The organism is Sphingopyxis sp. HIX, assembly GCF_001468285.1.
Classification (GTDB): Bacteria; Pseudomonadota; Alphaproteobacteria; order Sphingomonadales; family Sphingomonadaceae; genus Sphingopyxis.
Genome location: NZ_LNSB01000035.1, coordinates 1 through 22,830, shown reverse-complemented (window position 1 = coordinate 22,830; position 22,830 = coordinate 1). Strand labels below are relative to the sequence as shown.

At 67.4% G+C, this 22,830-nt stretch carries 22 protein-coding genes and 1 riboswitch; of the genes, 12 read left to right on the top strand and 10 right to left on the bottom strand.

All coding sequences use genetic code 11. The features are described from left to right. Positions 1-20: 20 nt before the first annotated feature. Both ATE62_RS16140 and ATE62_RS16135 read left to right on the top strand, forming a co-directional pair. Entirely contained in the window at positions 21-1,223 is a 1,203-nt protein-coding gene (locus ATE62_RS16140) for an aspartyl beta-hydroxylase (protein WP_156420639.1), read from the top strand. After that, positions 1,220-1,984, top strand: coding sequence for a glutaminyl-peptide cyclotransferase (locus tag ATE62_RS16135; protein ID WP_058809780.1), 765 nt, complete (start codon positions 1,220-1,222; stop codon positions 1,982-1,984). The genes ATE62_RS16140 and ATE62_RS16135 overlap by 4 nt, the downstream gene beginning before the upstream one ends. Positions 1,985-2,079: 95 nt before the next feature. Here the strand turns inward: ATE62_RS16135 and ATE62_RS16130 are convergent, their stop codons facing one another. From ATE62_RS16130 to ATE62_RS16115, 4 genes are all read right to left on the bottom strand, one after another. Then, complete coding sequence (locus ATE62_RS16130) at positions 2,080-2,760, bottom strand: DJ-1/PfpI family protein (protein ID WP_058809781.1); 681 nt, start codon at positions 2,758-2,760, stop codon at positions 2,080-2,082. Between the two features lie 20 nt (positions 2,761-2,780). Continuing rightward, positions 2,781-2,872, bottom strand: a riboswitch (ZMP/ZTP riboswitch). Between the two features lie 33 nt (positions 2,873-2,905). Continuing rightward, positions 2,906-3,109: a hypothetical protein gene (locus tag ATE62_RS16125; RefSeq protein ID WP_058809782.1), complete on the bottom strand. Its 204-nt coding sequence runs from the start codon at positions 3,107-3,109 to the stop codon at positions 2,906-2,908. 79 nt (positions 3,110-3,188) lie between these two features. Beyond that, the gene (locus ATE62_RS16120) at positions 3,189-3,488 is read right to left on the bottom strand and encodes a hypothetical protein (protein WP_058809783.1); all 300 of its coding nucleotides are present in this window, start codon (positions 3,486-3,488) and stop codon (positions 3,189-3,191) included. Positions 3,489-3,673: 185 nt separating this feature from the next. Next, a complete protein-coding gene (locus ATE62_RS16115) occupies positions 3,674-3,988 on the bottom strand; it encodes a hypothetical protein (protein ID WP_058809784.1) in 315 nt (104 codons plus the stop codon). 223 nt (positions 3,989-4,211) lie between these two features. Here ATE62_RS16115 and ATE62_RS16110 point away from each other — a divergent pair, with 223 nt between their 5' ends. From ATE62_RS16110 to ATE62_RS16090, 5 genes are all read left to right on the top strand, one after another. Continuing rightward, positions 4,212-5,198: an ArsR/SmtB family transcription factor gene (locus tag ATE62_RS16110; RefSeq protein ID WP_058809785.1), complete on the top strand. Its 987-nt coding sequence runs from the start codon at positions 4,212-4,214 to the stop codon at positions 5,196-5,198. Then, positions 5,195-6,136, top strand: a complete 942-nt coding sequence (metF, locus tag ATE62_RS16105) for a methylenetetrahydrofolate reductase [NAD(P)H] (protein ID WP_058809786.1) — start codon at positions 5,195-5,197, stop codon at positions 6,134-6,136. The genes ATE62_RS16110 and metF overlap by 4 nt, the downstream gene beginning before the upstream one ends. Continuing rightward, positions 6,133-7,182 (top strand): homocysteine S-methyltransferase family protein, encoded by a 1,050-nt coding sequence (locus tag ATE62_RS16100; RefSeq protein WP_058809787.1) that lies wholly within the window; start codon positions 6,133-6,135, stop codon positions 7,180-7,182. The genes metF and ATE62_RS16100 overlap by 4 nt, the downstream gene beginning before the upstream one ends. 99 nt (positions 7,183-7,281) lie before the next feature. Continuing rightward, a complete protein-coding gene (gene metH, locus ATE62_RS16095; protein WP_058809788.1) occupies positions 7,282-9,903 on the top strand; it encodes a methionine synthase in 2,622 nt (873 codons plus the stop codon). 11 nt (positions 9,904-9,914) lie between these two features. Continuing rightward, positions 9,915-10,883 (top strand): phytanoyl-CoA dioxygenase family protein, encoded by a 969-nt coding sequence (locus ATE62_RS16090; protein WP_058809789.1) that lies wholly within the window; start codon positions 9,915-9,917, stop codon positions 10,881-10,883. Positions 10,884-10,915: 32 nt separating this feature from the next. On the opposite strand, the gene ATE62_RS16085 is transcribed toward ATE62_RS16090, so the two are convergent. Next, a complete protein-coding gene (locus tag ATE62_RS16085) occupies positions 10,916-12,052 on the bottom strand; it encodes a fatty acid desaturase family protein (RefSeq protein ID WP_082662856.1) in 1,137 nt (378 codons plus the stop codon). 119 nt (positions 12,053-12,171) lie between these two features. On the opposite strand from ATE62_RS16085, the gene ATE62_RS16080 reads away from it, so the two are divergent. The 4 genes from ATE62_RS16080 (at position 12,172) to ATE62_RS16065 (ending at position 17,113) form a co-directional block, all read left to right on the top strand. Further along, a complete protein-coding gene (locus ATE62_RS16080) occupies positions 12,172-13,341 on the top strand; it encodes a hypothetical protein (protein WP_058809790.1) in 1,170 nt (389 codons plus the stop codon). 75 nt (positions 13,342-13,416) lie between these two features. Continuing rightward, entirely contained in the window at positions 13,417-14,847 is a 1,431-nt protein-coding gene (locus ATE62_RS16075; protein WP_058809791.1) for a DUF1800 domain-containing protein, read from the top strand. Positions 14,848-14,850: 3 nt separating this feature from the next. Continuing rightward, complete coding sequence (locus ATE62_RS16070; protein ID WP_058809792.1) at positions 14,851-15,978, top strand: DUF1501 domain-containing protein; 1,128 nt, start codon at positions 14,851-14,853, stop codon at positions 15,976-15,978. A gap of 208 nt (positions 15,979-16,186) precedes the next feature. Then, complete coding sequence (locus tag ATE62_RS16065) at positions 16,187-17,113, top strand: class II glutamine amidotransferase (protein ID WP_197411741.1); 927 nt, start codon at positions 16,187-16,189, stop codon at positions 17,111-17,113. 280 nt (positions 17,114-17,393) lie between these two features. Here the strand turns inward: ATE62_RS16065 and ATE62_RS16060 are convergent, their stop codons facing one another. From ATE62_RS16060 to ATE62_RS16040, 5 genes are all read right to left on the bottom strand, one after another. Further along, positions 17,394-18,125 (bottom strand): peptidase, encoded by a 732-nt coding sequence (locus ATE62_RS16060; RefSeq protein WP_058809794.1) that lies wholly within the window; start codon positions 18,123-18,125, stop codon positions 17,394-17,396. A 48-nt stretch (positions 18,126-18,173) separates the two neighbouring features. Next, positions 18,174-18,977 (bottom strand): transglutaminase family protein, encoded by an 804-nt coding sequence (locus tag ATE62_RS16055; protein WP_058809795.1) that lies wholly within the window; start codon positions 18,975-18,977, stop codon positions 18,174-18,176. A gap of 2 nt (positions 18,978-18,979) precedes the next feature. Continuing rightward, positions 18,980-19,924, bottom strand: coding sequence for an alpha-E domain-containing protein (locus tag ATE62_RS16050; protein ID WP_058809796.1), 945 nt, complete (start codon positions 19,922-19,924; stop codon positions 18,980-18,982). Beyond that, complete coding sequence (locus ATE62_RS16045) at positions 19,924-21,321, bottom strand: circularly permuted type 2 ATP-grasp protein (protein ID WP_058809797.1); 1,398 nt, start codon at positions 21,319-21,321, stop codon at positions 19,924-19,926. Before ATE62_RS16045 ends, ATE62_RS16050 begins: the two co-directional genes overlap by 1 nt. A gap of 173 nt (positions 21,322-21,494) precedes the next feature. Next, the gene (locus ATE62_RS16040; RefSeq protein ID WP_231736293.1) at positions 21,495-22,238 is read right to left on the bottom strand and encodes a sulfite exporter TauE/SafE family protein; all 744 of its coding nucleotides are present in this window, start codon (positions 22,236-22,238) and stop codon (positions 21,495-21,497) included. 70 nt (positions 22,239-22,308) lie between these two features. Here ATE62_RS16040 and ATE62_RS16035 point away from each other — a divergent pair, with 70 nt between their 5' ends. Continuing rightward, complete coding sequence (locus tag ATE62_RS16035; protein ID WP_058809799.1) at positions 22,309-22,752, top strand: hypothetical protein; 444 nt, start codon at positions 22,309-22,311, stop codon at positions 22,750-22,752. The last annotated feature ends 78 nt before the right edge of the window (positions 22,753-22,830 follow it).

Below are 22,830 nucleotides of genomic sequence, written 5' to 3'. Positions count from 1 at the left end.
GGGCGGGCATGAAGCGGCCGATGACGCCCGCTTCGCCGATCGACCGCCTCCGCGCCGCGCTGCTCGCCGACGAGGCGGCGCAGCTTCGCCTCGCCCCGATCGTCGAGGTAGAAACCTTCCTCGATGCGGTCACCGCCTATGCCGATGGCTTGGGCCTTCCGATCACGCGCCAGACCTTCGCCGCCGGGCTGGCGCGCGCCGCGACGCCGCAGATGGAGCAGGACCTGCCCGCGCTGCGCCTCGCCGATGCGCCGCCGCGCCACTGGCTCCCCGTCGAGCTCAAGGGCTATGGGGGCGCGGTCGTGGTCGAATGGCTGCACTTCGCAGCGCTGCCGCTGACCGATCCCTTTTTCGAGGAAACATGGCGCAAGGTGCGCGTGCTGCCGTTCAACCGGCTGATGCGCTGCGCGACGCCCTCGGCCGCGCTCGAGGCCTTCGCCGACGCGCCGCCGCCCGACGGCCTCGTCTACCATATGTCGCGCTGCGGCTCGACGCTCGTCGGGCAAATGCTGGGCGCGGTGCCCGAGCATGTCGTCGTCTCCGAACCGCCGGTGCTCGACACGATGATCCAGCTCGCCGGGCGCGGGCAGGTGGCGCCCGCGATGATCCGCGCGCTGGCGGGCGCGCTGATCCGCGACCGTGGCGAGGGCGTGCGCCACCGCTTCCTCAAGCTCGACGCCTGGCACAGCTTCGTGCTGCCGCGGCTCCGCGGGCTGTGGCCCGACGTGCCTTGGGTCTTCCTCTACCGCGACCCGATCGAGGTGCTGGTGTCGCAGCAGCGCCGCGCGGGCATGCACGTCCGCCCCGGGGTGCTGCCGCTCGAAACCTATGGGGTCGATCCCGCCGAGGGCGCGGCAGCGGAAGACTATGCCGCCTGGATCCTCGACCGCATCTGCCGCGCCGCCGCCGACGCCGTCGACGCGCAGTGCCTGCTCCTCAATTACCGCGAATTGCCGGGCGCGCTGACCGACGCGATCCTGCCGCACTTCGGGGTTGCGCCCGATCCAGATGCACTCGAGCAGATCGTCGCGGCGGGCGGACGCTATTCGAAGGCGCCGGGGCAGACCTTCACCGGCGACAGCGAAGCGAAGCAGCGCGAGGCCTCCGACGCGCTGCGCGATGCCGCCGCGCCTTTGCTCGCAACCTACGCGCAGCTCGAAGCGATGCGGAGCGCGCGTCCGGCCATGCCGCATTCATCGGCGAGCGGGCAGGGCGCGCTATGAGCTTCGCGCTTGCCTTTACCCTCGCGCTCGCCGCGCCCGCCGCCGAACCCGCGCCGGCCCCCGTCCCGCGATGCGGCTATCGCATCGTCCAGACCTATCCGCACGACACGGACAGCTTCACGCAGGGGCTCTTCTGGCACGGCGGGCATCTCTACGAGACCACGGGCCAGTACGGCCGCTCGCGCGTCGCGCGGCTCGATCTCGCGACGGGCAAGGCGCTCGCCGAGACGAAACTGCCCGCCGACCAGTTCGGCGAGGGCAGCACGCGCTGGAAGGACCAGATCATCGGGGTCACCTGGCAGGGCGGCATCGGCCATCGCTGGCGGATCAAGGACCTGAAGCCGGTCGGCGATTTCCGCTACGCCGGCGAAGGCTGGGGCGTCACGATGGTCGGCGACAGCCTGGTGCTCAGCGACGGCACGCCCGAACTCCGCTTCTTCGACCCCGCGACGATGACCGAGCAAAAGAAGGTGACGGTGCGGCTGGCGAACACCCCGCTGCCGATGCTCAACGAGCTCGAGACGGTCGACGGCGAAATCTGGGCCAATGTCTGGATGACCGATGCGATCGTGCGCATCGACCCCGAAAGCGGCGCGGTCAAATATATCGTCGACCTCGATGGCCTCCGCGATCAGGCGGGCGGCAACGACCGCGACGCGGTGCTCAACGGCATCGCCTGGGACGCCAAGGGCAAACGCCTGTTCGTCACGGGCAAATATTGGTCGAAGCTGTTCGAGATCGCGCTGACCGACTGCCGCTAGAGTGATTTCGAGTGAAATGGAACATTTCACGACTCGGCAATCACGGAAAAACAAGAATCTAGAGTGCCGGTTTTAATTCTATCAAAACTGGTACTCTAGCGCGCGGTCAGCGCCGCCTCCATCCGCGCCGCCGCCGCGTTATAGACACGCGCCTTCAGCCCTTCGGTCACCGCGGCGGGGGCCCGGTCGGGATGGCCGCCAACGAAAGGCGGCGCGGGATCATATTCGATCGCGAGTTGGATCGCCTGCGCCACGGCATCGCCGCGGATGCGCGCGATCAGCGTCAGCGCGAAGTCGAGCCCCGAGGTCACTCCCCCGCTGGTCACGACATTGCCGTCCTCGACGATGCGCGCCTGCTCATAAGTCGCGCCGACCAGCGGCAGCAGGTGCGTATAGCCCCAATGCGTCGTCGCGCGCTTGCCCACCAGCAGTCCGGCGCGGCCGAGCAGGAAGGCGCCGGTGCACACGCTCGTCACCCATGTCGCACCCGCCGCCTGCCGCGCGATGAAATCGATCGTCGCCTCGTCGGCCAGCGCCTTGGTCACCCCATGCCCGCCGGGGATACAAAGGATATCGGCCTGTGGGCAGGAGGCGAAATCATGCGTCGGCAGAATCGAAAAGCCGCTGTCGGTAGCGATCGGGTCGAGCGACCTTGCGGCGCCGGCGAGCGCCGCACCCGGCATGCGGCACAGTGCCTGCGCAGGCGCGGTAAAGTCGAGCTGGGTGATGCCCGGGAACAGCAGGAAGACGATCTGGGTGGTGGCGGCGTCGGTCATGGCGCACTCCTGTCGGCAGGAAGGGACGCCCAGGCGCGCGGCTCGTTCGCCGGTCGGCGAAGTCCCGCTCCCTGATGGGTTTCCATCGTCAGCGCCAGTCGCGGAACGATGCCGGTCTACGCCTTCGCCGGGCGCAGGGGAAGCGCTATTCGCCCGCGCTTTCCTTCGCCGCCGCCTCGGCCTCGGCGGGCGGCACGGCGTCGCGGCTTTCGAGCATCTCGGCGGCATCGTCGAGCGCCTTCGCCTCGGCGACGGTCACTCCACCGGGGCCGGGTTCGTTATCGGTGCGGCTGCAGGCTGCCAGCGCCAGCGCGGCAACGGCCGGTAGCAGCAACAGGGTCCGGTTCATGCACGATCTCCCGACGAAAAAGGGCCCCATTCGCACGGAATGGAGCCCCTTGATCTACACGCTAAAGCGCGCCGACGACTTACTTCTTCTCGTCGTTGGCGGCGGCCTTGGCGGTTTCTTCCTTGACCTTGTCGCCCGCAGCAGCGGCGGCGTCGCCGGCAGCGTTCACGGTGCCTTCGACGGCGTTGCCGGCATCCTTGGCGGCCTCGGCGGTCGCGTCGGCGGCTTCGGCGGTCGCCTCGGCAGCGGCGTCGCCCGCGGCGGCGGCGTCGTCAGCGGCCGATTCGGCGGTCGCCGAAGCAGCGTCCTGGGTCTTTTCCGAGCAGGCGGTCAGGCTGAAAGCAGCGGCAGCGACCGAAGCGATGATGAGTTTGCGCATGGATAATCCTTTCGAATGCCAAGGTGACCGGCATCCGGTCCCTGTCGCAAAGGACTAATGCCCGACGGCGCCCTTGGCAACCGTCAACGGCTCGGCGCCGCACGCATCTGTTCCACAACGAAAAAGGGGCCGCCGGATGGAACCGGCGACCCCCTTTTTCCTCCGGCCGGAAGCCGGGAAGAAGCTTACTTCTTGGCTTCTTCGACGGCGGTCTTGGCTTCGCCGGCGGCAGCCTTGGCAGCGTCGGCAGCTTCGGTCGCCTTGTCGGTCGCGGCAGCGGTGTCGCCAGCGGCAGCAGCGTCGGCGGCGCCGGCAGCGGCGTCGGTCGCGGTGGCGGCAGCGTCGGCGGCGCCGGCAGCGGCGTCCATCGCGCCGTCGGCAGCGGCTTCGGGCTCAGCGGTCGCTTCGGTGGTCGCGGCTTCGTCGGCCTTCTTTTCGCCGCAAGCGGCGAGGCCCAGCGAGGCGGCGAGGACGAGCGACAGAGTGATGGTCTTTTTCATGTGGGAATACCCCTCTCGATTGAACTGATCGGTAGCATTCCGGATAATCCGGCGAATTGCCAACCGCCCTTACCGCTACCGTTTCGCAAAAAGCCGCGCAACGGGGTTTTTGCGCGTCCGGCCGCAATTGCGACGAGGCGCTCGTTCATCTGGGCGAAAGGTGTCGAAAAAGCGGCGCGCGGTCCGGTTGACTGGATATAAAGAAATCTTTATATGTCCCATCATGACCGAGTTGCTCGACATTTTCCGTGCGCTGGCCGACCCGACCCGCCTGCGAGTCGTCGCCCTGCTGCGCGAGATGGAGCTGGCGATCGGCGAACTCGCGGTCGTGCTCGAACAAAGCCAGCCGCGCGTGTCGCGCCACGTCCGCATCCTCGCCGACGCCGGGATCATCGAACGGCGGCGGGAGGGCAGCTGGGTGTTCCTGCGCATCGCCGAAGGCGGTCCCGTCGGCCAGATCCTGGCGCGGGCCGAAGAATGGCCCTTCTCGCCGCGCGAAGCCTTGATCGTCGGCTACGATGCGCAGCGGCTCGCCGCCATCCGCGCCGATCGCGCCGCCGTCGCCGAGCGCTATTTCGCCGACCACGCCGCCGAATGGGACGCGATCCGATCGCGCCACGTCGCCGAGAGCGAGGTCGAGGCGGCGATGCTCGCGCTGATGCACAATCGCCGGCTCGGCCATCTGCTTGACATCGGCACGGGCACGGGCCGCATGGCGGAGATTTTTGCGCCGACCGTGCGCCGCATCACCGCGCTCGACCGCAGCCCCGAAATGCTGCGTATCGCGCGCGCCAAGCTTGCCGACCAGCCGGTGCCGATCGACCTGGTGCAGGGCGATTTCCTGAACCTGCCGCTCGCCGATGCGACGATCGACAGCATCGTGATCCATCAGGCGCTGCACTTCGCGCACGAACCCGACCGGGTTATCGCCGAGGCGAGCCGCGTGCTGCGCGGCGGCGGGCACCTCTTGATCGTCGATTTTGCGCCGCACGAGGATGAGGAAATGCGCACCGTTGCGGCGCACGCGCGCCTCGGTTTCTCGGACGCGCAGATCCGCGGCTGGTTCGCCTCGGCGGGCATGGTGCTCGAAACGGCGCAGACGCTCGAAGGCGGCGACCTCGCGGTCAAGCTCTGGCTCGGCCGCCGCCGCAGCGACGAAGATCAATCCCCCATCCGTGAGGACGGGCAACGCAAAAGGCTTGCGGCATGACGACTCCCCTTCCCTCGCAATCGGAGGCGCGCCGCGCCGCCGCATCGCCGCTGTTCGCGGGGCTCGCCGGCGACATCGGCATCAGCTTCGAATTTTTTCCGCCCAAGACCGAAAAGATGGGCGAGACCTTGTGGGAATCGATCCGTACGCTCGAACCGCTCGGCCCCAACTTCGTCTCCGTGACCTATGGCGCCGGCGGCTCGACGCGCGAACGCACCCACGCGACCGTCGCGCGCATCGTCCAGGAAACGAGCATCCCCGCCGCGGCGCATCTGACCTGCGTCGATGCGAGCCGCGACGAGATCGCCGAGGTCGCGCAGGCCTATTGGGATGCGGGGGTGCGCCACATCGTCGCGCTGCGCGGGGATCCGCCGGTGCAGGGCGAGACATTCCAGGCGCGGCCCGATGGCTATAGCTGCGCCGCCGAACTGGTGTCGGGGCTGCTCGAGATCGCGCCCTTCGAAATCTCGGTCGCCGCCAATCCCGAAACGCATCCCGAGGCGCTGAGCGCCGCGGCCGACATCGACAATCTCAAGCGCAAGCTCGACGCCGGGGCGACGCGCGCGGTGTCGCAATTCTTCTTCGAACCCGACACCTTCTTCCGCTTCCGCGATGCCGCGGCGGCGGCGGGGATCAGCGCACCCATTTTGCCTGGCATCATGCCGGTCAGCAATTTCGGCGCGATCACCCGCATGTCGGCGATGTGCGGCACCGACGTTCCGCGCTGGCTCGCGCAACTCTTCGACGGGCTCGACGACCTGCCCGCCGCGCGACAGCTCGTCGCCGCGACCACCGCCGCCGAACTCTGCCGCCGGCTGTACGCGGGCGGGGTACGCGACTTCCATTTCTACACGCTCAACCGCGCCGAACTCAGCTATGCGATCTGCCATATGCTGGGCGTCCGCCCGGCGGCGCCCGCGACGGAGAAAGCCGCATGACGACTGCCCGTGAAGCCCTGCTCGCCGCCGCGAAGGAGCGCATCCTGATCACCGACGGCGCGTTCGGGACCGAGATCCAGAACTGGAAATTGTCCGAGGCCGATTATGCCGGCACGCTGGGGCTGTCGCACGACCAGAAGGGCAATAACGACATCTTGGCGCTGACCGCTCCGCACGTGCCCGAAAGCATCCATCGCGCCTATTTCGAGGCGGGGGCGGACATCGCCGAGACCAACACCTTCAGCGCGAACCGGATCAGCCAGGCCGATTATGGCGCCGAACATCTGGTGCGCGACATCAATGTCGAAAGCGCGAAGCTGGCGCGGCGCATCGCCGACGAGTTCCAGGCGCAGGATGGCCGCCCGCGCTTCGTCGCCGGCGCGATCGGCCCGACCAACAAGACACTTTCGCTGTCGCCCGACGTCAACGACCCCGGCTTTCGCGAGATCGACTTCGACTATCTGAAAGAGATCTATCGCGAGCAGATCGACGCGCTGGTCGAGGGCGGGGTGGACTTCATCCTGATCGAGACGATCTTCGACACGCTCAATGCCAAGGCGGGGATCATGGCCGCGATCGAGGCGGGCGACGCGCTCGGCCGCGACCTGCCGATCATGCTGTCGATGACGCTGACCGACCTGTCGGGCCGGAACCTGTCGGGGCATACGGTCGAGGCCTTCTGGCACGCGGTGCGTCACGCGCGGCCGCTGACGATCGGGCTCAACTGCTCCTTCGGCGCGACGCAGCTCCGCCCGCACGTCAAGACGCTCAGCGAGATCGCCGACACGCTGATCATGGTCTATCCCAATGCGGGGCTGCCCAACGAGCTCGGCGAATATGACGAGTTGCCCGACACCACCGCGGGGCTGGTCGGCGAATGGGCCGAGCACGCGCAGGTCAACATCCTCGGCGGCTGCTGCGGCTCGACCCCCGCGCATATCGCGGCGATCGCCAAGGCGGTCGAAGGCCTGCCCGCGCGCGCGCTGCCCGAGGTGCCGGTACGGACAAGGCTGGCGGGGCTGGAGCCCTTCACGATGGCGGCGTAACGCCCCGATATCCGTTCGTGTCGAGCGAAGTCGAGACACGTTCAGGGGCCGGCGTCGCGTAGACGTTTCTCGACTTCGCTCGAAACGAACGGAATTATAGTGTCATCTCCCGCCGCCTCCTCCACCTTCGTCAACATCGGCGAGCGCACCAACGTCACCGGCTCGGCGGCGTTCAAGAAGCTGATCCTTGCCGACGACTATACCGCGGCGGTCGAGGTCGCGCGCCAGCAGGTCGAGAACGGCGCGCAGATCATCGACGTCAACATGGACGAAGGGCTGCTCGACGCCGAATATGCGATGACGACCTTCCTGAAGCTGATCGCCGCCGAGCCCGATATCGCGCGCATCCCGGTGATGATCGACAGCTCGAAATGGAGCGTGATCGAGGCGGGCCTCAAATGCGTGCCCGGCAAGCCGATCGTCAATTCGATCAGCATGAAGGAAGGCGAGGAGCAGTTCCTGAGCCATGCCAAGAAATGCATGGACTATGGCGCCGCGGTCGTCGTCATGGCGTTCGACGAGGTCGGCCAGGCCGACACCGAGGCGCGCAAGGTCGAGATTTGCGAGCGCGCGTACAAGCTGCTGATGACCATCGGCTTTCCGCCCGAGGACATCATCTTCGATCCGAATGTGTTCGCGGTCGCCACGGGCCTCGAAGAGCATGACAATTATGCGGTCGACTTCATCGAGGCGGTGAAGGAAATCCGCCGCCGCTGCCCGCATGTCCATTTTTCGGGCGGCCTCTCGAACCTCTCCTTCGGCTTCCGCGGCAACGAGGTCGTGCGCCGCGCGATGCACAGCGTCTTCCTCTATTACGCGATCCCCGCGGGGCTCGACATGGCGATCGTCAACGCGGGGCAACTCGACGTCTACGACACGATCGACCCCGAGCTGCGGCAGGCGGTCGAGGATGTCGTGCTCAACCGCAAGGTCGAGGGCGAGGCCGAATCGCCGACCGAACGCCTGATCGCCCTCGCAGAGCGCTATAAGGGCATCGGCGGCGCGCAGGAAAAGGCGGCCGAGGAATGGCGTGGCTGGGAGGTGCGCAAGCGCCTCGAACATGCGCTGGTCAAGGGCATCGACGCGCATATCGTCGACGACACCGAAGAAATGCGCCTCGCCCTGCCGCGCCCGATCGAGGTCATCGAAGGCCCGCTGATGGACGGCATGAACGTCGTCGGCGACCTGTTCGGGTCGGGCAAGATGTTCCTGCCGCAGGTGGTGAAATCGGCGCGCGTGATGAAGAAGGCGGTGGCGCACCTGCTGCCCTTCATCGAGGCCGCGAAGGAGCCGGGCGCGAAGGGTAAGGGCAAGGTCGTGATGGCGACCGTCAAGGGCGACGTCCACGACATCGGCAAGAATATCGTCGGCGTGGTTTTGCAGTGCAACGGCTTCGAGATCGTCGACCTCGGCGTGATGGTGCCGTGGTCGAAGATCCTCGAGGCGGCGAACGAGAATGACGCCGACATCATCGGCCTTTCGGGCCTGATCACCCCCTCGCTCGACGAGATGGTGACGGTGGCCGAAGAAATGCAGCGCGCGGGCATGACCATGCCGCTGCTGATCGGCGGCGCGACGACGTCGAAGGTGCATACCGCGCTGCGTATCGATCCTGCCTATCAGGGGCCGGTGCTGCATGTGCTCGACGCGAGCCGCGCGGTAGGGGTCGCGACCGCGTTGGTCAGCGACACCGGGCGCGACGCCTATGTCCAAGGTTACAAGGACGATTACGCCCATGTCCGCGACGTGCGCGCGGGCAAGGGGCAGAGCGTGCTCCACACGCTCGAAGAGGCGCGCGCGAACTATTACGACGCCTATCTCAGCGACAAGCCCGCGCCGCCGCTCCAGCCGGGGCTCCATCGTTTCGACGACTGGAGCCTCGAGGATCTGCGCGAGTGCATCGACTGGACGCCCTTCTTCCGCGCCTGGGAACTCCACGGCACCTACCCCTCGATCCTCGAGGATGAGGTGGTCGGCGAGACCGCGGTGGCATTGAAGGCCGACGCCGATGCGATGCTCGACAAGCTCATCGCCGAGAAATGGCTGACCGCGCGCGGCGTCTGCGCCTTCTGGCCCTGCGCGCGCGACGGCGACAGCGTGACGATCCACCTCGCCGAGGAGGAGCGCCATGTGACGCTCCCCTTCCTGCGCCAGCAGATCAAGAAGAGCCGCGATCGCGCCAATATGTGCCTTGCCGACTTCATCGATCCGGCGGGCGACTGGATGGGCGGTTTCGCGGTCGGCATCCACGGCATCGAACCGTTTTCGGAACGCTTCCGCGCCGACAAGGACGATTATTCGGACATTTTGCTGAAGGCGCTCGCCGACCGTTTTGCCGAGGCCTTTGCCGAGCGGCTGCACCAGCATGTCCGCACCACGCTCTGGGGTTATGCCCCCGGCGAGCAGCTGACCAACGAGGCGTTGATCAAGGAGGAATATCGCGGCATCCGTCCGGCGCCGGGCTATCCCGCCTGCCCCGACCACAGCCTGAAGCCGATCCTCTTCGACTTGCTGCAGGCGGGCGACAATGCGGGGCTCGTGCTTACCGAAAGCTTTGCGATGCTGCCCACCGCCGCGGTCAGCGGCTTCTATTTCGGGCACCCGGAGAGCCAGTATTTCGGCGTCGCGCGGATCGGTAGCGACCAGCTTGAGGACTATGCACAAAGGCGCGGGGTCGATATCGAGACGGCGACGCGCTGGCTGCGCCCCAACCTCGACTGACGAAGGCCCTCATGTCCGAACCGCTCGAAATCGCCTGTCTCGAGGAATTCTGGGCGTCGCATACGGGCAACGGCCCGCCGCTCGACGAGATGGTCGGTAAATTGCTGCTCGACACGCTGGGTCTCGGCAACCAGCAGGTGTTCGAGCAGCTCTATCTGGTAAAGCCCGATTTTGCGGGCTTCGTGCAGTGGATTCTCGACACTGCGGGCCCGCCCGACCCGCGCCTCGTCGATCGTTATCACGCCTGGCTCTATGACATGGAGCCGGGCGGGGATGCGCAAGCGCAGCTCGACGCAATCGCCGCGATGGACGATGTGCTGGGCGCCGACGCGCTCGCCCATTGGGACGAGCATGGCTATGTCATCCTGCCCGATGCGATCTCGGCGGACGAAATCGAGGCGGTGAAAGCGCTACTGTGGCAGGTGACCGAGGCCTCCCCTGACGAGCCCGAAAGCTGGTTCACCGCCAAGACCAACGGCATCATGGTCCCGCATTTCCAGAGCCCCGCGCTCGAAGCCGCACGCCGCAGCCCGCGCGTGCATAAAGCGTTCGCGCAACTATGGGGCAGCGAGAATCTGTGGGTGACGATCGACCGGATCGGCTTCAACCCGCCCGTGCGCCCCGACCGGCCCTTCGCCGGCTCGGACATCCACTGGGACGCCAGCCTCGTCCAGCCGATTCCGTTCGCGACGCAGGCGGTGCTCTATCTGTCGGATACCGCGGAGGATCAGGGCGCCTTCCGCTGCGTCCCCGGCTTCCACAAGCGCGTCGACGACTGGCTCGCCGGGCTGAACGGCGCCAACCCGCGCGAGGCCGATCTGTCGGCCGAGGTGAAGCATGTCGCGGGCAAGGCGGGCGACCTGATCATCTGGCGGCAGGATCTGCCCCACGCGGCGAGCCCCAACCGGTCGGACAAGCCGCGGCTCGCGCAATATCTGACTTATTATTCGCCCGATATGGTCATCCGTCCCTGGCGGTGATTGGCGGGTTTCGGGCGGGAGCGGTCATTTGATCAGACCGCGGCCCCGCCGCGCGCCGAGCCCTGGACCAGCCGCACGACCAGCCCCGGCAGCCCGTCGTAATTCGCGCCATGATATTGCGAATCGACCGGCAGCGCGCCCTTCAGGCGGCGATGCGCCTCGGCGAGCGCGTGATAGGGCACGCCCGGCAGCAGGTGATGCAACGCATGATAGCGCAGGCCCACCGGCGCCCACAGCTCGGGCAGCAGCCCCGGCGGCGGCACATTGACGCTGTCGAGGAACTGCGCGGTGACGGTCAGCTCGCCGCCGTCATTTTCCCACAGATGCGCGACGAGCGTGCGAATCTGGTTGAACACCAGGCTGGCCGAAGCGATCGCGCCGAAGATCAGCAGCGCGCGCAGCGGCACCCAGCCGAAGACGCCCGCGGCGATCAGCAGGGTCGACCAGGCCCAGGCGCCGCCCTCCTGCCACGCCCATATGCGGCGGAACTCGCCCTCGGGCGGGCGACGGCGGAACAGCGGGTTGATGATCAGCCCCGAATAGCGCTCCATGACCAGCTTGCGCAGCGGCGGAATGAGGAAGGACAAGGGCGTCAGCACCGCAAAGCGGAACAGCAGCGCCACCGGCGCGATCGCCGCGACGACCACGAACAGCGGCACCGTCCACGGCTTCATCAGCGCGAGCGGCAGATATTCGGGGTCCTCGACCGTGCCATATTTGGTGCGGTTGTGGTGCAGGCTGTGGATGCCTTCGTAGAGGAAGGACGGGATCAGCATCGGCACGCCGATCAAGGCGTTCCACGCGAGGCGGAAGCCCGGCAGCGCATTTTTGCGGATATGCGTGAGCTCGTGGATGAAGCTGCCCGCGCGGTAGAGCGCGAGCACCGCGACCAGCGCCGCGGCGAGCATCCACGGCACCGTCGGCGCGAGGATCGCCCCCGCGACGCCGGCATAGCCGAGCAGCGCCGAACCCAGGAAATCGGTCCAGTAGACGCGCGCGCTGGGATTGACGAGGTCGCGCGTCAGCTCCGACGCCGCGCGCAGCATCGCCTTGTCGTCCGCAATGGCCGATTTCCGACTCTTGTCGGCATCCGCCGACGGGGGCGTCTTGGCCGCGCCGGACACGAAGGGGGTCGCGATCCGATCGGCGGGGGGATTGATCGTCGTCATAAGCACTTACAAACCAGAATTTCGTGGCAGCAAAATGGCCGAATGCGGGTCGCCAGCGCCACAGCTATGCCCTAATGCCTCGCCATTCCATATAAGAAACCGAAACCAGGAAACCACCCATGGCCGCACATCAACAGGGCCCCGTCACTATCCACCCCGTCAAGACCAAGGCCGACAAGCGCGAATTCGTCGAGCTTGCCTATCGCCTCAACCGCGGCGATCCGGCGTGGGTGCCGCCGCTCCGGAACGAAGTCTACGACCTGCTGACCCCGGGCAAGAATCCCTGGTACGAACATGGCAAGGCCCAGCTCTTCACCGCGCGCCGCGACGGCCGGACGGTCGGGCGCATCTCGGCGCATATCGACACGCTCGCGCTCGAGCAGCCCGCCGCGCAGGGCATGGGCTCCGGCACGGGCAATTGGGGCATGCTCGAGGCCGAGGATGGCGAGGTCACGCGCGCCTTGCTCGTCACCGCCGAGGACTGGCTGCGCGGCCAGGGCATGACGCGCGCGCTCGGCCCGCTGTCGATTTCGATCTGGGACGAACCCGGCCTCTTGATCGAGGGCTTCGACGATGTCCCGACGATCATGATGGGGCACAACAGCCCGCTCTATCGCGGCTGGATCGAGGCGACGGGCTACAACCCGGTCAAGAAACTCCTCAACTACGGCGTACGCGTCGACGATGGTTTCCCGCCGCTGGTCAACCGCATCGTCGCGGCGGGCGAGAAGAATGAGCGCATCCGCATCCGCAAGGTGAACAAGAAGAATTTCGACGCCGAGGCGCGGCTGATCATGGGGCTGCTCAACGACGCCTGGTCGGACAATTGGGGCTTCGTCCCGCTGACCGACAGCGAGATCGCCTTCATCGGCAAGAAATTGAAGGACATCGTCTTCGAGGATCTGATCCGCGTCGCCGAGCTCGACGGCGAGCCCGTCGCCTTCATGATCGTGCTGCCCAATATCAACGAGCAGCTGATCGACATGGACGGCTCGCTCTGGCCGTTCAACTGGGCGCGGCTGCTCTGGTGGCTGCGGAAGCCCAAGAGCGTGACGCTGCGCGTGCCGCTGATGGGGGTCGCCAAGAAGCTGCAGAACAGCCGCATGGCGAGCACGCTTGCCTTCATGATGATCGAGTTCATCCGCCGCGACGCGGTGCGCGATTACGGCACCAAGTTCGGCGACATCGGCTGGGTGCTCGACGACAATCAGGGCATGAACGCCGTCGCCGCGGCGATCGAGGCCAAGGTCAACCGCGTCTACCAGATCTACGACAAGCCGCTGGCCTGAGACGAGCCGTTCGCGCTGGGACGGTTTTGCGACAAAAGGCAGTGATGATGCGTTTCCGTCAGGAAAGGCAAAGTCATGGCGATCCAATATCTTGCCGCCAACCGTTTCGGGCTCGGGCGCCGCTGGGACGATCCGGCGATCGATGATCCCAAGGCGTGGCTGATGCGCCAGCTCGCCGAGTTCGACCCGGCGCCGGCGGCGATCGCGGCGCTCGAAGGCCGCGCGGCGATCGCCGGCGCCTATATCGACTATCGCGAGGACCGGCAGGCGATGCGCCGCGAGGCCGCAGAACCGGCGATGAGCGAGGAGGAGAAGGGCATGGACCCCGAGCTCCGCCGCCTGTCGCGCTCGGCGATTCGCCGCCATTATGTCGACGGGGCCGCGGCGCGTCTGACGACCGCCGTCGCCTCGCCCACCCCCTTTGCCGAACGGCTTACCCATTTCTGGGCCAATCATTTTGCGGTGTCGGCCGACAAACTCCCCGTGATCGGCTTCACCGGCAATTACGAGTTCGAGGCGATCCGCCCGAACATCATGGGCACATTCGCCGACCTGCTGATCGCCGCGGTGCGCCACCCCGCGATGCTGCTCTACCTCGACCAGGCGCAGAGCTTCGGCCCCGACAGCCCGGTCGCGGCGCGCGTCCGGCGGCGGCAGAACCGCCCCGGCCCCGGGCTCAACGAGAATCTCGCGCGCGAGATATTGGAGCTGCACACGCTCGGCGTACGCACCGGTTACACCCAGGCCGACGTCACCGCCTTCGCCAAGGCGCTCACCGGCCTCACCGTCGCGGGGCTCGGGCGCGGCGCGGGGCAGCGGCTGATGCCCGCGGGGGCAGCGCCGGGCGAGACGGTGTTCATCGCGCAGCTCCACCAGCCGGGCGAGCAGGTGATCCTCGGCAAGCGCTACGCCGACACCGGCGCGAAGCAGTCCGAGGCGGTGCTCCGCGACCTCGCGGTCCACCCTGCCACCGCGAAGCATGTCGCGACCAAGCTCGCGCGCCATTTCACCGCCGACGATCCGCCGCCCGCGCTGGTCGAGCGGCTCTCGGCGGATTTCCTCAAGACCGGCGGCGACCTCCCTTCGCTCTACCGCACGCTCGTCGCTTCGACCGAACCGTGGCAGGCAGGGCCGGCGATGTTCAAGTCGCCGTGGGACTGGACGGTGTCGCTGATGCGCGGGCTGAGGCTTCCCGCGCTCGGCGAGCGGCAGAATATCCCCGCACTCTTCACCCAGCTCGGCCAACCGGTGTGGCGCCCGGGATCGCCCGCGGGGTACGACGACAAGGTCGCGACCTGGGCGGGATCGGCGGCGCTGATGCAGCGTGTCGAGCTCGCGAGCCGCATCGCGGGGCGGATCGGCGACCGCACCGACGCGCGCCGCCTCGCGCCGCTGCTCCTCGCCGATGCGCTAGATCCCGGCACGAGCGAGGCAATCGCGCGCGCCGACAGTCCGGGCCAGGGTCTGGCGATGCTGTTCGCCAGCCCGGCTTTCCTGCGGAGATAGACGATGATCCTCACCCGCCGCACCGCCCTCGCCGCCGGCCTTGGCACCCTCGCCGCCGGGGCCTTGCCGCACCTGGCCTATGCCGCCGCGCCGACGAACCGCCGCCTGCTCTTCGTGATCCAGCGCGGTGCTGCCGACGGGCTCGCGATCGCCGTGCCGATCGGCGACCCCGCCTTCGCCGCCGCGCGCCGCGCGCTCGCCGACGAGGCAGCGACGGGGGCGAAGCTCGACGCGATGTTCACGCTCCACCCGGCACTGGAGGGCGCCGCGGGGCTGTTCGCGGCGCGCGAGGCGCATGTCGCGCATGCGGTCGCGACGGCGTACCGCGACCGCTCGCATTTCGACGGGCAGAATATGCTCGAGGGCGGCGGCACGCGCCCTTATGGCCGCGACGACGGCTGGCTCAACCGGCTGCTCACCCTGCTCCCCGCGTCCGAGCGCGACGCGCTGGCGATCGCCCCCGCGGTGCCGCTCGCGCTGCGCGGTACGCTCCCCGTCGGCACCTATGCGCCGAGCCGGCTGCCGCAGGCCGACGCCGACCTGATCGCGCGATTGTCGTCGCTCTATGCCAAGGACGAACTGCTCCATCCTTTGTGGGACAGCGCGATCAAGACGCAGGAGCTGGCGGGCGATATCGGCGGCAACAACGGCCGTAACGGCGCCGAGCTCGGCGCGCTCGCCGCCTCGCTTATGGCGCCGGCCGACGGTGCGCGCGTGATGATGGTCGAGACCGGCGGCTGGGACACGCACAGCGGCCAGCGCGGCCGCCTCGCGGCGCAATTGCGCGGGCTCGACCAGCTCGTCGGCGCGGTCAAGGCGGGGCTCGGCGCCGAGTGGGCGAGCACGCTGGTCATCGTCGCGACCGAGTTCGGGCGCACCGTCGCGGTCAACGGCACCGGCGGCACCGACCATGGCACGGGCTCGGCGGCCTTGCTGTTCGGCGGCGCGCTCGCCGCGGGGGGCACGGTCTCGGCCGACTGGCCGGGGCTGGGCAGCGGCGCGCTGCTCGACGGCCGCGACCTCAAACCGACGCGCAGCCTGGAGGCGGTGATCGCCGATGCGGTGGCGCATCACTATGGCCTCGACCCGGCGCGCGCGAAGAAGGCGCTCTATCCGGAGGTTCTGGCTTAGGAACTCCCCTCCCGCAGGCGGGAGGGGTTGGGGGTGGGCGCGAGCGCAGCGAGCATCGCCACGTCGCAATGCCCACCCCGCTGCGACTAACGAGCAAGCTCGTAAGTCTCGCTGCCCCTCCCGCTTGCGGGAGGGGGATTTGCTTATCTCTCGCCACGCCCCCTCCCCTCGTGTAGCCTTGCGGCGTGGGCCAAGACGGGGGCAGCCTATGTGCCGGGCGATGATGTATCTGGGCGAGCGCGTCACGCTCGACGACCTCTTGTTCAAGCCCGATAGCAGCTTGGTCAACCAGGCCTATATGCCCAAGATGCTGCACATGCTGAACCTCGCGGGGTTCGGGATGATGGCGTGGGATTCGGCCTCCCATGTGCCGAACGAGCCGCACCGCTACCGCTCGCCGTCGCTCCCGATCTTCGACGGCAATCTGAAATCGCTCGCGACCAAGACGCGCGCCGAATGCGTGATCGCGCACGTCCGCGGCGTCGCTTATTCGACGACGGTGAAGGTCAGCGAGCAGAACACCCACCCCTTCCATTTCCCCGGCGCCGCGGTCGCGATGGCGCATAACGGCGACATCTATCGCATCGGCGAGATGAAGGGCACGCTGATGCCCAACATCGCCCCCGAGCTGCTCGCGCAGATCGCGGGATCGACCGACAGCGAATGGGTCTATGCGCTGCTGCTGTCGCAGCTCCCCGACTGGCGCGCCGAGCCCGCGGGCGAGGCGCTGATCGCCGCGGTGCAGGCGAGCGTCGACATCCTCGAACGCGCGCGGCGGCACCACGGCATCGCCATCTCGTCGAGCTGCAACCTGTTCCTCACCACCGGCCGCCAGATCCTGGGCCTTCGCCATTGCTTCGACTTCGGCCATTACCGCACCGGATCGCCCGACCAGGTGCACGAGGCGAACATGAACTTCCTGTCGATGTGGTTCACCACCGGCCGCGATTACGGCCTCCACGACGGCGAGTGGCAGATGGTCGGCGGCGAGGAGGAACCCCGCGCGATCATCGTCGCGTCCGAGCCGCTATCGTCGAACAGCGCGACATGGATGCCGGTGCCCGAATATGCGATGGTGCATGCCGAGATGACGGGCGACCGGCCTAAGTTCCGGGTGGTGCCGCTGGCGCGGTAGGGGGCTCGCCGTCGAACGCCCGTTTTGGCGTGGGGAGCTGCCATTGCCCTGTCCAAAGTTCAGGAAAGTTCAGCCCTGTGCGCTCCCTCAACAGAACCTCGGCAACCGCTTCTATCGACCGAGGGAAAGAGCCCGAATCGACGCTTGCATAGCCGGATAATGTAGGAAAGCCTTTTTTGAAGACGGCTGCTTTTTTGGAGTGGGTCGCGCTTGCTGGCCCCCGGCTTTCGCCGGGGAACGGCAACTAACGCCCGAAACCGGACAACCAGCCCGCTTCGCCCTAAAAATGAAAGTCCGGCAATTCCGCCAACGCAATGCCCAACGCCTCGGCCCAGCCGTCGGCGACGCTCTGGAAATAGGGGTCGCCGCGTTCGAAGCGGCGTTCGCGGACCGTGCTGTAATCGTCGCGCTCGTGGATCTTGAGGTCGATCGGCAGGTCGACCCCGGCGTTGGCGCGGATCGTCGAATCGAACGAGACGCAGAGCAGTTTCACCGCATCCTCGAACGACATGGCGGGGTCGTAGGAGCGCACGATGATCGGGCGGCCGTATTTGGTCTCGCCGATCTGGAAGAAGGGATTATCCTCGCCCGCCTCGATGAAATTGCCCTCGGGATAGATGAGGAACAGCCGCGGTTCGGCGCCCTTGATCTGGCCGCCCACGATCAGCGAGGCGCGGAAGGGCGAGGCCGCGGCGGGGCCCTCGGCGCTGTGGCGCATCACGATCTGGCGCAGCGTTTCGCCGACGATCGTCGCGATTTGGAACATCGACGGTGCGGCGAGGATCGAGGGATGGCGATCCTCGGGCGCCTTGGTGCGTTCGTCGAGCAGGCTGACCACGGCCTGCGTCGTCGCGAGATTGCCCGCCGACATCAAAGTGATCACGCGCTCGCCGGGGACGTGCCAGCTGCGCATCTTGCGCACCTGCGCGATGTCGTCGACCCCCGCATTGGTGCGGGTGTCCGACATGAACACCAGTCCCTTGTTCAAACGCATGCCGACGCAATAGGTCATCGTCTTCTTTCGGCCCCCCAGCCCTGCCCGTGCGGTCCCGCTTAGCGCTTATTGCTGGACCTGCAACTCGACAACCAGATTTTCTTGCGCCGCACCATAGCGCATGCCGCGCACCGGCGCCGCGTCGTGATAGTCGAGCCCCGTCGCGACGCGGATATAGCGCTGGTCGGGCGAATAGCCGTTCGACACGTCGAAACCGACCCAGCCGATCGCGTCGAAATGCGCCTCGGCCCAGCCGTGCGTTGCATCCTGCTGCGTCCGGTCGTTCATCTTGAGATAGCCCGACACATAGCGCGCCGGATGCCCGAGGTGGCGCATCGCCGAGATGAAGATATGCGCATGGTCCTGGCACACGCCGCCGGTGCCGCCCAGCGCCTGTTCGGCGGTGGTCTCGGCGCCGGTCACCCCGATGTTGTACGGCAGTTTGCGGAGGATCAGCGCCGACAGTGCATGCGCGCGCTCGATGTCCGAGCCGAAATCGCGGCCGAGCTCGCCGATCAAGGTGCGCACATGGCGTCCGGCGCGAGTCAGCGGGGTCGGGCGGAGGAAGGTCCACAGCGGCATCGCGCCGCGGTGCACCCCGATCACCCCGTCCCAGCTGATCAGCTCGACCTCGCCGCTGCAATGGATCACCAGTTCGCGCGCGCCGGGATCGACCGCGATCAGGTCGACGCCATTGCCATGATGGTCGGTGTAATGGAGCTGGTTGGTCCCGCCCGTTATCTCGACAGTCCAGCCGTGGATCAGCTGCTGCCCCGGCCGCTCCTTGGGCGTCAGCTTGACCTGCTGCAGCGCATAGGCGACGGGAGCGTCGTATTGATAGCGGGTGGTATGGTCGACACGGAGGCGCATGGTCACTCTACAAACCGATAGTCGCGCTCGACCTGCTGCGCGAGCGCGGCGTTGGCGCGGAGGAAGTCGGTGATATATTCGTGCAGACCGCCGTCGAAGATCGACTGGATCGGGCGCGACAGCCGGTCGCGGCAGATCGCCTCCGCCATCCGCCCCGCCTCGGTCTCCTCGCCGTATCCGCGCTGCAGCCAGCCCAGATTGTCGTTCATCTTGTCGCAGCAAAAGGCCAGGCTGCGCGGCATCTGTTTATAGAGGATCAGGAATTCGGCGATCTTCAAGGCGCTGATCTCGGTCCCGTAGAGCCAGCGATAGGCACGATGCGCCGACACCGAGCGCAGGATCGTCTCCCACTGCACATTGTCGATCGAGCTGCCGATATGCGCGACCGAGGGCAGGAGCAGGAAATATTTGACGTCGAGGATGCGCGCGGTGTTGTCGGCGCGCTCGAGGAAGGTGCCGAGCCGCGCGAAATTATAGCCGTCGTTGCGCAGCATCGTGCCGGTGAAGGCGCCGCGTACCTGCGCGCTCTGCTGGCGGATCGCGGCGAGCACGTCGGGCAGGTCGTCCTCGCGCACCTGCCGCTTGAGCAGTCCGCTCAGCGTCATCCAGCTGGTGTTGACCGCCTCCCACACCTCGCGGGTGAGATAGGTGCGCGCGGTGCGCGCATTGTCGCGCGCCTGCTTGACCACCGACAGGATCGCCGAGGGATTGGCGGGATCGCGGAGCAGGAAATCGACGACGCGCGGCGAGGTATAATCCTCGCCATGCGCCTGGGCGAAGCGCCAGTCCGAACCCGCGGTGACCAGCACCGAGCGCCATTCGGCACGCGCGGTGTTCGAGCGGGTCAGCGCGATGCGGAACCCGGCCTCGATCAGCCGCGCGTTGTTTTCGCTACGCTCGAGGTAGCGCGCCATCCAGTAGAGCGAGCCTGCGGTCTTGCCGAGCATCAATCCTCCAGCACCCAGGTGTCCTTGGTGCCGCCTCCCTGGCTCGAATTGACCACCAGCGATCCCTTGGTCATCGCGACGCGCGTCAGCCCGCCGGGGGTGATGATGATCCCCGCGGGCGACATCAGCACGAAAGGACGAAGGTCGACGTGCCGCGGCGCGAGCCCGCTGCGCGTGAAGATCGGCACGGTCGAAAGCGACAGCGTCGGTTGCGCGATATAACCGCGCGGATTGGCCTCGAGCTTGGCGCGGAACGCCGCGATCTCCTTCTTGCTCGCCGCGGGGCCGACGAGCATGCCGTAACCCCCCGACCCGTGCACCTCCTTCACCACCAGTTCGGGCAGGCGGTCGAGCACCTCCTTCAGATGCTCGGGATCGCTGCAGCGCCACGTCGGCACATTGGGCAGCAGCGCCTTTTCGCCGGTGTAGAATTCGATGATGTCGGGCATGTAGCTGTACAGCGCCTTGTCGTCGGCGATGCCGGTGCCCGGCGCATTGGCGATGGTGATGCCGCCGGCGCGATAGACGTCCCAGATGCCCGGCACCCCCAGCACCGAATCGGGCCGGAAATTGAGCGGATCGAGGAAATCGTCGTCGACGCGGCGATAGAGGACGTCGATCGGCTTGTAGCCCTGCGTCGTGCGCATCGCGACGCGGCCGTTCACGACGCGGAGGTCATGCCCCTCGACCAGCTCGGCGCCCATCTGGTCGGCGAGGAAGCTGTGTTCGAAATAAGCGCTGTTGTGGATGCCCGGGGTCAGCACCGCGACCGTCGGCGTGCCGCCGCACGCGGGCGGCGCGCAGGCGCTGAGCGAGCGCAGGAGGTTGATCGGATAGTCGCCGACCTCGCGCACCGGCACCTTCGCGAACAGCTCGGGGAACATCTGGAGCATCGTCTCGCGATTCTCGAGCATGTAGGACACGCCCGACGGGGTGCGGGCATTATCCTCGAGCACATAGAATTCGTTCGCGCCGGTGCGCACGATGTCAATGCCGCTGATATGCGTATAGACGCCGCCGGGCGGGTCCATGCCCATCATCATCGGCAGGAACGCCTCATTGCGCGAGATCAGCTCGACGGGCACGCGCCCCGCGCGCAATATTTCCTGGCGGTGGTAGATGTCGTGGAGGAAGGCGTTCAAGGCGCGCACGCGCTGCTCGATGCCGCGCGACAGCCGCCGCCACTCGCTCGCCGAGATGATGCGCGGCACGACGTCGAAGGGGATCAGCCGTTCGTCGGCCTCGTCCTGGCCATAGACCGCGAAGGTGATGCCGGTGGTGCGAAAGAAAGCCTCCGCCTGCTGCGCCTTGCGATGGATGCGCGCGGGCTCCTCGGCGGCGAACCATTCGCAAAATTCGCGATAGGGCGCCCGCGTCTCGCCCCCCTGGCCCTGCATCTCGTCGAAGAATTGAATGGAGCCGGCCCTTTCCACGCAACATGCCTTACACCGCCGCGGAGGTCGCGGCGCCCACAGGTTCCAGCTGCTGCGCGCCTGCCGGCTACGCGGCCGTCAGACTTGTGGGGCGATGCTAGCACTCCGGCGCGGGAAGGCAAGACGGGTAAAAGGCGTCAGAAACCAAAGAGCAGGCGCACCGCGACAAAGCCCACGAGCAGCGCGGTCAACCGGCGGATCAGCACTGCGGGCCCGGTCTTCACCGCGATCTGCGTGCCGATCGCGCCGCCGATGAGCACCGCGACCAGCAAGGGCCAGTGGTCGACCACGGCATGCGCCATCTCGAACCCCTTGCCCTTGATCAGCTGGCCCGTGAGCCCGAACAGGCTGTTGACGAGGATGAACAGGCTGGCGGTCGCCGCCACGGCGCGCGCCTCGGCCCAGCGGATGAGGTGGAGGATCGGCGCGAGGAAGATGCCGCCGCCGATGCCGACCACGCCGGCGAGATAGCCGAGCCCCGCGGCGATCGGCAGCAGCAGCTTGGGCGACAGCTCGACCGGCTTCGCGGTCTGCGGCTGCACCAGCAGCGCGATCGCGGAAGCGAGCAGCGACACGCCGAGCAGCATGACGAGCACGCCCTGCTTGACCGGGGTCAGCCCACCCAGAAAGGCGAGCGGCGCCGCGACCGCGATCAGCGGCAGCGCCTTGGCCCAGGGCATCTCCCCCGCGCGCGCGAAGCGGATCGTGCCGCCGGTGACGACGATGATATTGCACGCGAGGCTGATCGCCGGGACCAGCCCGACCGCAACCCCGCCGAGGATCAGCAGCGCGGTATAGGTCGACCCGCCGCCGAAGCCGACCGCGGCATAGAGCAAGGCGGTGAACCCGAATGCGATCGCCAGTCCGGTCATGCTTCCCATTTTGCGATCTCCCCTTGCTCCGCCCGTGCGGCCATATACAGGAGGATATAGCTTTGCCAGTTCGAAGGACATGCCCGCCATGATCGCCCGCCTCGCCGCCGCCGCCGCCCTGCTGCTGACCGCCGCGCTGCCCGCTTCGGCCGCCGAGCCCGCCACCTGCGCCGCTCCGGCGGACCTGTCGGCGACGCCCTATGCGGCCTGGACCGGGGCAGACGGCGATTCCGCCGCGCTGGTCGCGGGCACGCCGGTGACGCTGGCGATGACCGGCGGCGCCGCCTCGCGCAGCGTCCGCATCGCAGAGGCGGGCAAATATGGCGTCGCCGCCGATAGCAAGGTGTGGATCGACCTCATGGCGGACGGCGAGCCGCTGACCTCGGTCGGCCATGGGCATGGGCCGGACTGTTCGGGGATCCGCAAGGTGGTGTGGTTCGACCTCGCGGCGGGGGAGTATGAGCTGGCGCTGACCAAGGCGGTGGCGGAGAAGGTGCGGCTGCTGGTGGTGAAGGCGCCGTAACGGACAAGACGTCTGCATTGGGGTGGGGAGCGGACTTTCCTAATCCTCCCTGTCGCGAAGCGATGGGGAGGATTAGGA